Source organism: Brevibacterium sediminis (genome assembly GCF_024895295.1).
GTDB classification, from domain to species: Bacteria; Actinomycetota; Actinomycetes; order Actinomycetales; family Brevibacteriaceae; genus Brevibacterium; species Brevibacterium sediminis.
Window position 1 is genome coordinate 21,069 of record NZ_JAHQRN010000010.1, and the last position, 13,788, is coordinate 34,856.

Annotated in this window: 13 protein-coding genes; 6 read left to right on the forward strand and 7 right to left on the reverse strand. The window is 64.3% G+C overall.

What is annotated here, in order from left to right; translation table 11 throughout:
* Window positions 1-6: 6 nt before the first annotated feature.
* The 3 genes from KTJ89_RS17745 to KTJ89_RS17755 are packed head-to-tail and all read left to right on the forward strand — an operon-like array spanning window position 7 to window position 3,264.
* Complete coding sequence (locus KTJ89_RS17745; protein ID WP_172175013.1) at window positions 7-1,044, forward strand: Bug family tripartite tricarboxylate transporter substrate binding protein; 1,038 nt, start codon at window positions 7-9, stop codon at window positions 1,042-1,044.
* Window positions 1,041-1,715 (forward strand): tripartite tricarboxylate transporter TctB family protein, encoded by a 675-nt coding sequence (locus KTJ89_RS17750; protein ID WP_172175010.1) that lies wholly within the window; start codon window positions 1,041-1,043, stop codon window positions 1,713-1,715. The genes KTJ89_RS17745 and KTJ89_RS17750 overlap by 4 nt, the downstream gene beginning before the upstream one ends.
* Window position 1,716: 1 nt before the next feature.
* Window positions 1,717-3,264, forward strand: a complete 1,548-nt coding sequence (locus tag KTJ89_RS17755; RefSeq protein WP_139469908.1) for a tripartite tricarboxylate transporter permease — start codon at window positions 1,717-1,719, stop codon at window positions 3,262-3,264.
* A gap of 160 nt (window positions 3,265-3,424) precedes the next feature.
* Here KTJ89_RS17755 and KTJ89_RS17760 read toward each other — a convergent pair whose 3' ends face one another.
* Both KTJ89_RS17760 and KTJ89_RS17765 read right to left on the reverse strand, forming a co-directional pair.
* Entirely contained in the window at window positions 3,425-4,108 is a 684-nt protein-coding gene (locus tag KTJ89_RS17760; RefSeq protein WP_259358754.1) for a DUF4166 domain-containing protein, read from the reverse strand.
* A gap of 54 nt (window positions 4,109-4,162) precedes the next feature.
* A complete protein-coding gene (locus KTJ89_RS17765) occupies window positions 4,163-5,701 on the reverse strand; it encodes an MFS transporter (protein WP_259358755.1) in 1,539 nt (512 codons plus the stop codon).
* A 189-nt stretch (window positions 5,702-5,890) separates the two neighbouring features.
* On the opposite strand from KTJ89_RS17765, the gene KTJ89_RS17770 reads away from it, so the two are divergent.
* Entirely contained in the window at window positions 5,891-6,412 is a 522-nt protein-coding gene (locus KTJ89_RS17770; protein ID WP_259358756.1) for a TetR/AcrR family transcriptional regulator, read from the forward strand.
* Between the two features lie 202 nt (window positions 6,413-6,614).
* Here the strand turns inward: KTJ89_RS17770 and KTJ89_RS17775 are convergent, their stop codons facing one another.
* A complete protein-coding gene (locus KTJ89_RS17775; RefSeq protein WP_259358757.1) occupies window positions 6,615-8,435 on the reverse strand; it encodes a flavin-containing monooxygenase in 1,821 nt (606 codons plus the stop codon).
* A gap of 156 nt (window positions 8,436-8,591) precedes the next feature.
* On the opposite strand from KTJ89_RS17775, the gene KTJ89_RS17780 reads away from it, so the two are divergent.
* Window positions 8,592-9,752 (forward strand): GAF domain-containing protein, encoded by a 1,161-nt coding sequence (locus tag KTJ89_RS17780; RefSeq protein ID WP_259358758.1) that lies wholly within the window; start codon window positions 8,592-8,594, stop codon window positions 9,750-9,752.
* A 3-nt stretch (window positions 9,753-9,755) separates the two neighbouring features.
* Here the strand turns inward: KTJ89_RS17780 and KTJ89_RS17785 are convergent, their stop codons facing one another.
* Together KTJ89_RS17785 and KTJ89_RS17790 are read right to left on the reverse strand one after the other, a co-directional pair.
* The gene (locus KTJ89_RS17785) at window positions 9,756-10,802 is read right to left on the reverse strand and encodes an NAD(P)-dependent alcohol dehydrogenase (protein WP_259358759.1); all 1,047 of its coding nucleotides are present in this window, start codon (window positions 10,800-10,802) and stop codon (window positions 9,756-9,758) included.
* A 152-nt stretch (window positions 10,803-10,954) separates the two neighbouring features.
* Window positions 10,955-11,608, reverse strand: a complete 654-nt coding sequence (locus KTJ89_RS17790) for a hypothetical protein (protein WP_259358760.1) — start codon at window positions 11,606-11,608, stop codon at window positions 10,955-10,957.
* Between the two features lie 128 nt (window positions 11,609-11,736).
* Here KTJ89_RS17790 and KTJ89_RS17795 point away from each other — a divergent pair, with 128 nt between their 5' ends.
* On the forward strand, window positions 11,737-12,339 hold the full coding sequence (locus KTJ89_RS17795) for a TetR/AcrR family transcriptional regulator (RefSeq protein ID WP_259358761.1): 603 nt from the start codon (window positions 11,737-11,739) through the stop codon (window positions 12,337-12,339).
* A gap of 20 nt (window positions 12,340-12,359) precedes the next feature.
* Here KTJ89_RS17795 and KTJ89_RS17800 read toward each other — a convergent pair whose 3' ends face one another.
* A complete protein-coding gene (locus KTJ89_RS17800; protein WP_259358762.1) occupies window positions 12,360-12,767 on the reverse strand; it encodes a VOC family protein in 408 nt (135 codons plus the stop codon).
* Between the two features lie 80 nt (window positions 12,768-12,847).
* Complete coding sequence (locus tag KTJ89_RS17805) at window positions 12,848-13,699, reverse strand: helix-turn-helix domain-containing protein (protein ID WP_259358763.1); 852 nt, start codon at window positions 13,697-13,699, stop codon at window positions 12,848-12,850.
* Window positions 13,700-13,788: the final 89 nt, after the last annotated feature.

The following is a 13,788-nucleotide window of genomic DNA, read 5'->3' on the forward strand; positions in this document are numbered from 1 at the left end:
AAGTCCGTGCCAAAGGCGCCACCTCCCGGGGATTCCGTGTCGGAATCCTCCCATCCCTCGCGACGAACCTTCGGTCGCATCGCCTACGGGGCGATCGCCTTGGCGGCGATCGGAACGGCGACGACCTACTCGGTCAGGGCCGCCTCGGCGAAGGGTGACCTGTCATCGAATCTCACCCTCATCGCTCCGGCCGGCGCCGGCGGCGGCTGGGACGGATTCGCCCGCGAGACCCAACAGGCCATGCGCGTCGACCGGCTAGCCAACAATGCCCAGGTCGTCAACATCCCGGGCGCCGGCGGCACCATCGGCCTCGGCAAATTCTCGACCATGCACGGCCAGTCGGACACGATCCTCGCCACCGGCACCGCTATGGTCGGCGGGATCGCGCTGAATAAGTCGCCGGTCGGATTCGACAACACGACTCTGCTCGCCCGCGTGGCCGAGGACTATGACGTGCTCATCGCCGCAGCGGATTCCCCGCACAATACGATCGACGATGTCATCGGCGCGTGGAAGAAGGACCCGAAGGGATTCGTGTGGACGGGCGGTTCGGCCGGCTCGGTCGACCACCTGACCATTGCGCAGCTTGCTCTGCTCGGCAAGATCCCCGCCTCCGACATCACCTACATTCCGAAGTCCGGCGGCGGTGAAGCCATCCAGACTCTGCTCTCGGGCACCACCGACTTCGCCTCGTGCGGCTTCAACGAGGTCTCCGACCAGATCGAGGCCGGACGTGTCAAAGCCATCGGCGTGGCCGCGCCCCAACGCATCGAGGGCTTCGACGACGTGCCGACCATGTCCGAACAGGGATACGAGGTCACGCTGACGAACTGGCGCGGCTGGCTCGGAGCACCGGACATCAACATTGACGACTCCGCTCAGCTTCTCGAGATCCTGCAGAAGACTCGTGACAGTGCGGCCTGGAAGGACGCCCTCGATCGGAACAAGTGGACCGATGTGTGGCAGACCGGCGAGGAGTTCGCCGAATTCGTCAAAGAAGACACCTCCCGAGTGGAGAAGCTGCTGAAGGAGTTGGGACTGTGAGCGCACAGACGACAACGCACACGGACAGGACGGGCCACCTCGGCGCGGGCACCTGGTGGCAGGGACGGTCGGGGCTCATCGTCCCCCTCATCATGGGAGCATTCTCCACCTATCTGCTCATCGGCATCCTCACTATGGACGTCGCCCCGGACGCGGACAAACCCGGTCCGCAGTTCTTCCCGACGATCATCATGCTCGTCGGATACGCGCTGACGATCCTGCTGGTCATCGCCTATATCCGCAATCCGGAACCCGTCGACGTCGACGACGAGCTGCCGGCCGCGGCCGAGGAGGACAAGGCGTTCTCGACTCCGGTGACCTCAGCTGTTGCGGCCTCGCGGCTCTCCCCTCATGAGGAAGACGAGCCGGAAGAAGACCGTCAGGCTCTCGCTGCGGCTCGCAAGGCCGATGCGAAGCACCGCACGCACAGCGACTTCGTGTCCCTGGCCTGGGGTGCGGGCGGCTTCGCGGCCTTCGCGCTCATCCTCGAATTCGCCGGGTGGATCATCGCCGCCGCTCTGCTGTTCTGGTGCGTGGCCCGGTCGATGGGTTCGAAGAAGCCGCTGTTCGATCTCACTCTGGCACTGACGTTCTCGTCCCTGGTCTACATCGCCTTCTCGGTGATGCTGGGGCTCAACCTTCCTTCGGGAATTCTGGGAGGTGGCTTCTGATATGGACGCTCTCATGTCCCTCTTCGAAGGGTTCACACACGCTCTGACGCCGATGAACCTGCTGTGGGTCCTCGTCGGCTGCTTCCTCGGCACCGCTGTCGGCGTGCTGCCGGGCCTGGGCTCATCGATGGCCGTGGCCCTGCTGCTGCCGATGACCTTTGCGCTGGACCCCACGGGTGCGTTCATCATGTTCGCCGGCGTCTACTTCGGCGGGCTCTTCGGCGACTCGACGATGGCCATCCTCATGAACACCCCTGGGCAGGCCTCGGCCATCGCCTCGACGTTCGAAGGCCACAAGATGGCCAAGGCCGGGCGGGCCCCGCAGGCTTTGGCGACGGCCGCGATCGGTGCGTTCATCGGCGGGTTCATCTCCTGCTGCCTCGTCGTCTTCGTCGCTCCCGCTCTGGCGGAGCTGTCAACAAGCTTCGGCCCGGCCGAGTTCTTCGCCCTTGCCCTGTTCGCCTTCGTCGCCACCTCCTCGGTGGTGGCCGATTCGGTGCTCAAGGGGCTCACAGCCCTGGTGCTGGGCATCGGCTTCACCGTCATCGGCATCGACTCGGTCTCGGGTACCGAGCGGTTCACCCTCGGCGTGCCCGAGCTCTTCGACGGAGTCTCCCTCGTCACGGTGACCGTGGGTGTGCTGGCGCTGGGCGAAGTGTTCTTCATCGCCTCCCGCATCCGCCGTCAGACCAAGGACAATACGATCAACGCCTCTGGTCGGCCTTTCCTCTCCCGCGAGGAAGTCGGCGAAGCTCTGCCGGCGTGGCTGCGTGGAACAGCGATCGGCCTGCCTTTCGGCGTCATTCCTGTCGGCGGTGCCGATGTTCCGACGTTCATGGCCTACGGCCTGGAGCGCAAGCTCGATTCCCGTCGGAAGGATCCGCAGTTCGGCAAGGGCGCGATCCGTGGTCTTGCCGCCCCCGAGGCGGCCGGATCGGCGACGACGGGCATCGCCATGGGTGCCCTGTTGGCTCTGGGTCTGCCGATCTCGGCGACGGCGGCGATCATGCTCGCGGCCTTCCGCCAGTACGGCATCCAGCCCGGTCCGCTGCTCTTCGACCGCTCCCCCGAGCTCGTGTGGGGTCTGCTGGCGAGCTTCTTCGTCGCGATGATCGTGCTGCTCATCATCAACCTGCCGTTCGCTCCTCTGTGGGCGAAGCTGTTGAAGATCCCGGACCCGTACCTCTACGGCGGCATCGCGGTCTTCTGCGGACTGGGCATCTATGCGACGTCCGCCTCGACCTTCGAGCTGCTCATCCTGCTGGGCATCGGAGTGCTGAGCTTCGTGCTCAAGCGCTACGGTGTGCCGCTGGCTCCGCTGATGATCGGCATGGTGCTCGGCCCCCTGGCCGAATCGAACCTGCGCGACTCTCTGCTGGCCTCCGGCGGTGATGCGTCGACTCTGGTGTCCTCGCCGATCACGATCGTCATCTACGTCGTGCTCATCGCCGCTCTTGTCTACACCGGCATCGGCCGAGTGCTGGCTCGCAAACGACAGAAACAGGCTACGTCGAAGGCATCGAACTCCGCGGAGTCGGTCAACCTCTGAACTAGCGCGGCTCCCAGCCGTCGTTCAAGGCGAAGCGCGGTTCGCCAGCCAAATAACCGCCGTTCAAGGCCAAGCGCGGATATCGAGACGTCTACGTCCCGATATCCGCGCTTCTGCTTGATCGAGGGCATTGACGACCTTCGCCGACTGCCCGAATCGCTCAATTGCCCCTCGTCGAACGCAGGTATTCGCTCACGATGCGGTAGGTGAAAGTGCCGGAGTACTCGTAGACACGTCCGATCAGCGGTACGTCGACGTTGAGCTCGACTCTCTGCCGGTCGAGGGTGTCGTCGAATCGCTCACTCAATTCGATGACCGGTCGCAGCACTAACGGCATGGGCAGCCGCAACCCACCTGCCCGTAGCGCGATTCGGCGGCTGCGCAGTCGCAATCCCCCATTGACCACGTCAACAGCAAACTCCGCCTCGACGATGGACGGCTTCCCCAGCACGTCGACGACTCCGCCCTGAGAGTCGCACGGAACTTCTCCACCTACCTCGGATCGGGATCCGCGCGGGACGAACGACACCGCATCGACCATCGACCAATCACCGTCGTCGAATTTCATCGTCCGCGTCGCCGTCTGCTCACCGTCTTCCGTTCGGTTCTCTACGCGAAAAGGAACCTCGCGGTGCACACCCGGCACGATCACACCGCACCGTTTCGCAATTGCGAGGACGGGCCACAGCCACCGCCGTTGGGTGCCGAACGATTCGAAGACACCTTCACCGACACCCACCGCGCCGGGAGGGATCACCGCGAAGTATCGCCTGAGGACCGGGTGGAGTTCTGCCACTCGAGCGCCGAGCGCCCGCTCATATGCGGATCGGGAGGGAGAGCTCATGGCTGCGAGTGTAGGGCAACTCCGCCGGATCAGTGGTCAGGAACCGTCCCGGCCTCAGCGTTCGGCGTTGGCGGCAGCTCCCGGCAGCAGTCGCCCGGCGCCCTTGAGACCGAAGCTCGTGAGCACGGCGGCGATGAGGACGAGGACGACGGCCGCACCGGCGGCCCACTGCACGCCGAAGTCGAAGGCTGACACGGCCGCCTCGGTGATTCGCTCACCGGCTGCACCACTCAGCCCGGAAGCGTATTCGAGTGCGGAGCCGAGCGTATCGAACTGTGCTCTGTCCGCTTTGTCCCCGATCGCCGACTGCAGCGCGGATCCGTACATGAAGGTCGAGAGTCCGCCGAGGACGGTCGTGCCCATGACGGACCCGAATTCGTACGCGGTTTCCGATATCGCCGAGGCAGCTCCGGCCTTGTGAGCAGGGACGGCGGCGAGGATGAGGTCGTTCGTGATGACCTCGGCGGTGCCGAGTCCGATGCCGAGAATGAGGAAGGCCAGCAGCATTCCCATCACGGAGTGTTCGGAAGTGAAGGCGATGATGCCCATGCCGACCGCGTTGAGCGCGAGCGCGCAGGGCACGACGACGCGCGGTTCGAAACGGGCGATGAGCGGCACCGCAAGGTAGCCGGCCGCGACCGAGGTGGTGAGTCCCGGGATGAGCACAAGGGCGGCGTCGATCGGAGAGAGTCCGAGCACGAGCTGGAGCAGCTGGGTGCCGAAGTAGAGGAACCCGGCCAGTCCCATGATGCTCAGCAGGTTCGACACCACCGCCGAGGTGAACACGGAGTTCGTGAACAGACGGACGTCGAGCATTGGGTTCGATGTGGCGAGCTGGCGGAGGACGAAGCTGGCACCGGCGACGATCGCCACGGACAAGCTGAGCCAGAAGAGGAAGTCGGTGCCAGACGCCATGCTGTGTTTGATGGCGAAGACGAGCGGGGCCAGAGCGAGCATCGACAGGATGATGGAGAACGGGTCGAAGCGGCCGGGGTTCGGGTCGCGCGATTCGGGCAGCAGAATTGCAGCTGCGGGAATGAAGAGCGCGATGAGCGGCAGGTTGATGAAGAAGACGGAGCTCCAGTGGAAGTGCTCGAGCAGGAAGCCGCCGACGATGGGCCCGAGTGCGGCACCACCGGAGAACATCGCGGCCCAGGTGGCGATCGCGATGCGACGGTCTTTGTCATGGTCGAAGATGTTGCGGATGAGCGACAGCGTCGATGGCATGAGGGTAGCGCCGAAAATGCCGAGCAGGGCGCGGGCGAGGATGAGCATCTCGGCGGAGGTGGAGAACGCCGCGAGCAGCGAGGCCGCACCAAAGCCGACGGACCCGATGATGAGCAGCTTGCGACGTCCGACCCGATCACCGAGGCTGCCCATGGCCACCAGCAGACCGGCGAGCATGAGCGCATAGATGTCGACGATCCACAGCAGCTGCGTGCTCGTCGGATGCAGGCCGGTGCTGATTGCCGGGATCGCGAAGCCGAGGACCGTGTTGTCGATCGAGATCAGCAGCACGGGGATCATGAGCACCGCGAGTCCGGCCCATTCGCGCCGGCCGGCACGCAGCTGTGGAGTCAGTGTCGTCGTCATGGCATCAACTGTACCGTCTGGACGGTACAGTTGAAAAGCGGTTGGCGTGCTGCAACCGAGATGCTCAGGTACTGCGCAGACACAGGCCCGGCCGCGCGAGAAATCCGAGCGGTCTCATGCATGCCCAGCTGGCAGAACACCAGGCACACGTCCGTCTCGTAAGTACAGCCATGGACTAGGCTCATGGCTATGGCACGCAATCCGACCGCAACCAAGGAGAAGCTGCTCGACGCTTTCGATACGCTCCTCGACGAACACGGCACAGCCGGAGCGACTCTGGACGCAGTAGCTGCGAAGGCCGGAGTCTCCAAAGGCGGTCTGCTCTATCATTTCGGGTCGAAGGCCGAGCTCATCAAAGGCAGCCTGGAACGCCTCGACCAGCTGGTCGACCAAGATGTCGAGGAGATGAAGGCCGCCGGCGAGCGCCTCCATTACTACTACCTCGAGACCTCAGCCGAGGTCGGCACTCCCCTGGACCGCAGCCTCATCGCCGCCGGTTGTCTCGCTCTCGAGAACGAGGACGCCAAGGCGGCTCTGCGTCGCACACGCGAAGCGTGGTTCGACGCTCTCAACAACCACCTCGGCGATGCTGATCTGGCGATGACGATTCAGCTCATCGGCGACGGAATGTATTTCAATCAGAACTTCGGGCTGTCACAGGATGAGGCCCTCGATCATGTGAAGCGAGTGCTCACGCGTTTGGGGCTTTAAGACACCTACGCGCCTGGGCGGCTTGGGCTCCTGGGCCCCTAGAGCAACTTCTCCTACGATCTGCGCACCTCCCCCGGCAGATGCGCTTCCCTACTAGATGCCTTGGGTGGGCGAAATCGTCACGTCCCGAGTAACAGAACGTGACCATTTCGCCCACCTATGAGCATCCACTCGACCTCAAAGAGCCGGATTCACCCCGAGCTCAGCTCAGGTGATGAACTTCCTGCAGCCCGTACACCGGAGTCTCGATGCCTTCGTGCCGGGCCTTGAGCTGCAGCGCCAGATACAGCGAGTAGTGCCTGGCCTGGTGCAGATTGCCGCCCATGAACCACAGGTTCTCCTGCTGGGTGGGCTTCCACATATTGCGCTGCTCGCCTTCCCACGGGCCCGGGTCCTTCGTCGTCTCCGACCCCAGTCCCCAGCATTTGCCGACCTTGTCCGCGGTCTCCTGGTCGACGAGGTCCGCGACCCAGCCGTTCATCGAGCCATAGCCGGTGGCGTAGACGACGAGGTCAGCCGGCAGCTCAGTCCCATCGGAGAGGACGACGGCATCCTCGGCGAGGTGGTCGACCTGCCCTTTGGCCAGCTTCACTTTTCCGTCGGCGACGAGCTCGGCGGATCCGACATCGATGTAGTAGCCCGAACCGCGGCGCAGATACTTGAGGAACAGACCAGACTCGTCGTCGCCGAAGTCGAGGTCGAACCCGGCGGCCTCCATCCGCTGGTAGAAGTCCTTATCTGCTTCCTTGATCTGGTCGTAGAGCGGGATCTGGAACTCGTGCATGATCCGGTACGGCAGTGACGCGAAGATGAGATCCGCCTTCTCCGTCGTCACGCCGTTCTCCAACGCGCGTTCGGAGTACAGGTCGCCCATCGCGATCTCCACGAGCGAGTCGCTTTTGACGATGTGCGTGCTCGATCGCTGCACCATCGTGACATCGGCGCCGTTCTCGTACAGAGCACCGCAGATGTCGAAGGCGGAGTTGTTGCTGCCGATGACGACGACCTTCTTGCCCGCATAAGCGTCGGGGCCCGGGTGCTGCGAGGAGTGCTGCTGCTCGCCTTTGAAGATGTCCGAGCCCGGGAACGTGGGGATGCTCGGCTTGCCCGACATGCCGGTGGCCATCACCAGATGGGTCGGCCGCAGAGTGACCTTCTCCCCGTTCCGGTCGACCTCGACCGTCCACCGGCCTTCCGTTTCGTCGTATTTCGCCGAGGCAGCTGTGGTCGACGACCAGTACGGAATCTCCATCACCTTCGTGTAGAACTCCAACCAGTCCGCGATCTTGTCCTTCGGTGCGAAGACCGGCCAATTGTCTGGGAACTTCAGGTACGGAAGGTGGTCGTACCAGACCGGGTCATGCAAGCACAGCGACTTGTACCTCGACCGCCACTGATCACCCGGCCGCTCCCACCGGTCGATGACGAGGGACGGCACCCCGAGTTGGCGGAGGCGAGCGCCGAGGGCGATCCCGCCCTGTCCGCCACCGACGACGAGGATGTATGGGTCGGCAGTCGCGCCCCAGGCGGCGTCCTCCTCGGCGAGCTTCTCCGACCAGCTCTTCCGCTCGGGATCGACGCCGTGCTCGGCACCTTTGACCCGGCGGGTGCCGCGCGGCTCTTCGTGTCCGGTGATCTCCTGCAGCGAGGTGAGCACGGTCCAGGCCTTGATGCCGTCTTCATCGACGAGGCGGACGAGTCCCTTGCCACGCCCCACCGAGGTGGTGAAGGTGAACCATGCTTCCGTCACTCCGTCGGCGGTTGCCGCCGGTTCGCTGAGTTCGAATTCCTCCGGTGAGACCCGGTCGAGATTGTGTGTGAGCAGGTCGGTGACACCCTCGGGGTTCTCCACCGTTTTGAGATTCCAGGTGAAGGACACGAGGTCCCTCCAATAGCTGTCGGTGGCGAACAGTCCGGCTGCGGCAGGGATGTCCCGGCGGCTGAGCGCCGATTCGAAGTCCTGCAGCCACCTCATCGCGATGCCGTCGGCGGTCAGCTGGGGACGGTCGAGCGTCGTCGTCATGTCACTCCTCCTCATTGAGTTCAGTGACTCCAAACTAGGCCGGGCACTCCCAGCTCGGAAGAGTTGCATCGGATTGCATGGCCCACGCCGTGCCGGGATTCTCACCGACGCCTCGACCCCATGGTCAGGGGTGCGTTCCCGTCTTATACTCAAGGCATGCTTCAGCCGGATCTGGCGCATCTCGCAAGAGATCTGACACGCATTCACGATGCTGTGATCACCGGGGCTTCGCCGCCGGTGCAACCGCGCGCGCTGGTCAGGCGCTCGTGGGATCGGATGCTGCGCTTGGGGCTGGACCCGGATGGCGCGAATGCGCGGATCGTCGCCGATGAGGCTGAACTGGAGACTCGACGCCGGAAGTCCCAGTTGCGACTGGTCGTCGATGAGATGCGCTCAGTGCTGTTACGGGCTCCCGACGCCGCGCCGTTCATCCTCGTCGTCACGGATGCCGATGGAGTCATTCTGTGGCGAGATGGTGCGGCTTCCGCCAGACGGCAAGCCGATGAGCTCGGATTCGTCGAAGGAGCGCATTGGTCCGAAGCCAAGGTCGGCACGAACGCCATCGGCACGGCGCTGACCGAGGAGGCACCCGTCCAGCTCTTCTCCGCCGAACATTTTGAGGCGTCTCAACACCCTTGGTACTGCAGCGCCGTGCCCGTCCACGACCCGCATGTCGGGACCCTCTTGGGAGTCGTCGACATCAGCGGCCCGGCGATGACTCTTCATCCTGCGGTGCAGTCGTTGGTGACGACGGCGGTGCGTCTGGCCGAGGCCCGGCTGATGATCGCTCAGCAAGAAGCCCTGAACACACTCCGCGATCGGATGTCGGCGATGCTCGCCGGCACGTCCGGTGCGGCCCTCGTCGTCGATGATGCAGGATGGGTGGCGTATCAGCAGGGAGTACGCAGCCGCGACCGCATCGAGGTGCCGGCCGCCGACCGTTCGATCCTCATCCCCGGTGCCGGTCTGTGCCTGCCGGAGAAGATCACCGGTGGATGGCTGCTGCGGCCCACCGGCGATCGTCGAGCTTCGGTGACTCTGCGGACGAAGCAAGATCCGCCCGTTCTGGATATCCATTCCGGCACCGAACCTCTGGTCGTTCCGCTCACGCCACGGCGGGCACAGATTCTGGCGGCGGTCACCTCGGCGGGGGCAGCTGGGATCAGTGCCGCCGACCTCAGCCAGCGCCTCTACGGGGACGGCGACCACGTGGTCACCGTCCGCGCAGAGGTCTCGCGTCTGCGCCGATCGGTCGGCGCCCTGCTCGCCACCCGGCCCTATCGCTGGGCCGAAGGCGTCGACGCGCGGGTGGAGTGAGGGTCAGTTGCCGTGGGGAACGACGACCGCTCGACCGGAGAGCTCACCTGCCTGCAGCTTGCGATAGGCTTCCAGACCGTCGTCGAGGCTGTAGCGTTCAATTTCCGGCTTGATCTGACCTGACCGGTACATGTCGACGACCTCGTGGAGGTCCTCAATCGTTCCCCAGTAGGTGTTCGTCAGCGTTGCCTCGTAGGGATTGGTGAAGAACGACCATTCATACGCACCCCCGGCAATGCCGACGATTGTACAGCGGCCCATGCGGGCCATTGACTGCGCGGCGACCTTGACTGTCGAGGCGGCACCGACGAAGTCGAACGCGGCATCGACGCCCTTGCCGCCGGTGATCTCACGGATTCGTTCGACCTGGTCATCTCCTCCACCCACGGTGATGGCCCCGGCTGCTTGGGCCTTCTCCATCGCCTCAGGCTTCATATCTGTGGCGATGACCGTCGCACCGGTGAGGGCCATCAGGATCTGCACGCCGATTTGGCCCAATCCGCCGAGACCGATGACCAGGGCGTAGCGTCCGCCTCCCGCAAGATTCGGCAGCGAGTGCTTGATTGCGTGATAGGGAGTCAGCCCCGCGTCGGAGAGCGGTGCTGCGGCGACAGGGTCGGCGTCGCCGAGCGGGACGAGGTTGCGTGCGGGAACCGTGACGTACTCGGCCATGCCGCCGTCACGCCCCAACCCGACGCCGAGGTAGGGATTGGTCGCGGCGTTCTCACAGTAGGTGTCCTGTCCACGCGAACATGCTCGGCAGCGGCCGCAGCCGATCGGGCCGTAGACGAGGTAGGCGTCACCCTTGTTGAATCCAGATACTCCGGGGCCGAGGTCTTCGACCCAGCCCGAATTCTCGTGTCCGAGGATGAATGGCGGCGGCACTGCTCCGGGGCCGCCCTCTTCGAATTCGTTGTACACGGCAACGTCTGAGTGGCAGGCTCCTGCTCCGGCAACCTTGAGCAGAACTTCACCTGGTCCTGGTGTGGGCTTCTCGACGTCTTTGAGCGTGGGAAAGGTCTTGAAGTCTTCGAATACGATCGCCTTCATGGTGCGAGTTCCTTTCGAATGAGTTGGGGCGGCGATCACCGCTCCGAGGCCCACGTTAGGCTCGCGAAACAGATAATTGAACCCTTATATCACCTGGTGAAACCCTATTTTCCACAACCGCGCGGCCCTGAAGGACCACTCCTGCACGACAGTCAGTTTCCCGCCGCATCGAGCCACCAGCGATAGCGCATTCGCAGCGCCCTTTCGGTACTCGCCAACGCTGTCACGACGCCGATGCCGATTGTGACCCACAGAGGCATAGTGAACAGAGGCTTGATCGGACCGATCTGCTCTGCGATCGGCGGAATTCGCAGGACCGGCACGGCTATCTCCTGCAGCAGCAGCGCAACCCCGACCAGCAGCACCAGTGCTGAAACGACGCCCATGGCGCGACTGAGGCGGGGTCGATGCTCATCGAGCCGTGCCCGGCGACCCTCTGCGGATCGGTCGTTGGGCCGAAGCTGCTCCTCGGCCCCGTCGGCGGAGACGAAATGACAGCGCTTCAGCCCGAAATTGCTCGCGGCGACCTCGATATTGCCGCCCTCGACAGGGAAGACGGCGGGCACACGCGAGACCGCATATTGCCGATCATTGCGATAAAGAAAGACCTTGAGGTAGCCGTTCTCATCGGTTCTCCATTGGCGGACGTCGATCGCATAGCTGACGGGGCCACCTTCGGCGTCGACCCGCTCGAGGTGGAACAGCGAGCGCCCGAGAAGCTGCCACCACCGGAACGCCGGCAGAATCCTCCCGTCACCGGGTTCGATCCGCTCGATCGCCCGACGGCGCCTCCACTGTCGAAACATCTGGGTGCCCCCTCGGCACTCGGCATAGTACCAACACAGCGTGTTGGAATGGACACGAGTAGACTAACACGGTGTATTGGTCAGTGACAGAGGATCACGGAAGCACAAGAAGTGGAGACGACCGAAGCATGAGTGATACCGAACGCAAGGACACCCGAGAGCGCATCCTTGCCGCCGCGGCGGACATCATCGCCGAAGAGGGAGTGACGGCCAGGTTGAGCGTGCGGACGGTCGCTTCCCGGGTGGGCGTGAGCACTGGTTCACTGCGGCACCACTTCCCCACCCAGCAGCTGCTTCGGGATGAAGTCATGCGACGTATCTACGACTGGCATCTGCCGAGCGCAGACATCCACGACACTGCGGTTCCGCCCCGTGACCGCTTAGTCCAATGCCTCCGTCAGGTTCTGTCCATGACGGGGATCGGCGCCGAATCACGGGCAGCGATGACAACCGTCACCGAAAGCTTCATCTCGGCCGAACAGACCGACGACGTCCGTGAGACGTACTTGGCCATCCAGCGCGATGGACAGCGCCGTGTCGAAGTCTGGCTCCAGGTCCTCGCCGACGAAGGAGCCCTGACCGACGCCGGCAGCATCCCTCGGTCGGCGCGTTTCCTCAACACCATCCTCGACGGCCTCGCCCTCGAACGTGCTCTGCCGTCCGAGGACTCGCTGGCTCAGCTGGAGACCGAAACGCTCAATATAGCCGCTGACGCCGTCCTCGGGAGCTGACTACGACCGGGCAGCAGGTCCTACGCGGACGCCCCACGGTAGCTCCCGACCGACCACAGCACACCCTCGGGGTCTTGGATGGCGAAGTCGAGCGACCCGTAGTCCTGTTCGGTCAGTCCCATGACCTCGGTGGCACCGGCGGCGAGCGCACGCGCGTGGAGTTCGCGGACGTTGCCGGAGGCCAGATACACCGACCCCGAGGCGACTCCGGTCTTCGTCATGACCCCGCCGTCATCGCGGACGGACCCGAGCATCACTCCCCCGCCCTCTGGCCAGGCCAATTCGGCGTGATCGACGCGGTTCGGATCGTCGGCGTTCGTGTACTCGGCGATGATTTCGAAGCCGAGCGCCTCCTGCAGAAATGCGATCGCAGCTTTGGCATCGCGGTAGCGGAAGGTGGGCCAGACGTTGGCATGATTCTCGGACATGTTCACTCCTGAGTTCGTCGAAGATGGAACTCCATCGTCGCGGAGCACCTCCCTCCACGTCTTGGACAAATGGGAACAGTTCATCCCATCGCCGAGGCGACCCCCGCCGAATCTGTTCCAACCGTCCGTGACCGGGCCACGTCATCGGCGGCCAGCCACTGGCTCGGGCTGAGACCGACGAAATCCCGGAAGTCCCGGTTGAGGTGCGCTTGATCGGCATAACCGCAGCTCACAGCGATCTCCGCCAAACTGCCCCGACCGGCGGGGATGAGTCGCCGCGCTCGATCGAAGCGGACGATTCGTGCGGCATCCTTCGGCCCGATCCCGTATTCGGACCGGAACTGACTGCCCAGATGGCGTCGGCTCCATCCGACGTCGTCGGCGATGAGGGAGACGGGCAGACCGCCATGACTGTCAGTGATCCGATGCCAGGCGGCGGTCACCTCGGCGCGGGGACGATTCGCATCATCGATCGTGCGCATGAGCACGTCGTCGATGGCGGCGAAGCGGGCTGGCCATTCGGTCTCGAGGTTGACCCGCTCGTGCAGTTCCGCGGCCAGCGGCCGGGAGACCCGAGCGACGTCGACGCTGTGGTGGGCGAACTCGGCGGCGGGGATTCCGAAGAACGCGCGCGGAGCCGACGGATTGAAGTTGATCTGGATTCCGGACATCGTGCCCGGGTGAGCGATGAGCGTCGAGCGCAGGTGGAGGCCGGCGAGCAGCACATCGAAATGTTCGCGGCTGCCGGTGCCCGCGTCGACTTGGCACAGTGGTTCGTCGATCGAGACGATGAAGGTCAGCGTTCCCGAGGGTAGCCCGAGATGCGTCCCCGCGGGGACGCCCGAGATGTCATAGCCGGCGTAATCGCCCACGAACGGTCGCAGTCTCGGGTGAGGCCGGCGGGTGAGCTCGTCAGTGCGCGACGCGGACATGGCGCCAGTGTAGACCCGCAGGTGCAGGCAAAATAGATACACCTACATATGACCAGGCGGAGGAGACCAGCAAAGTCGCGTGGCCTCCT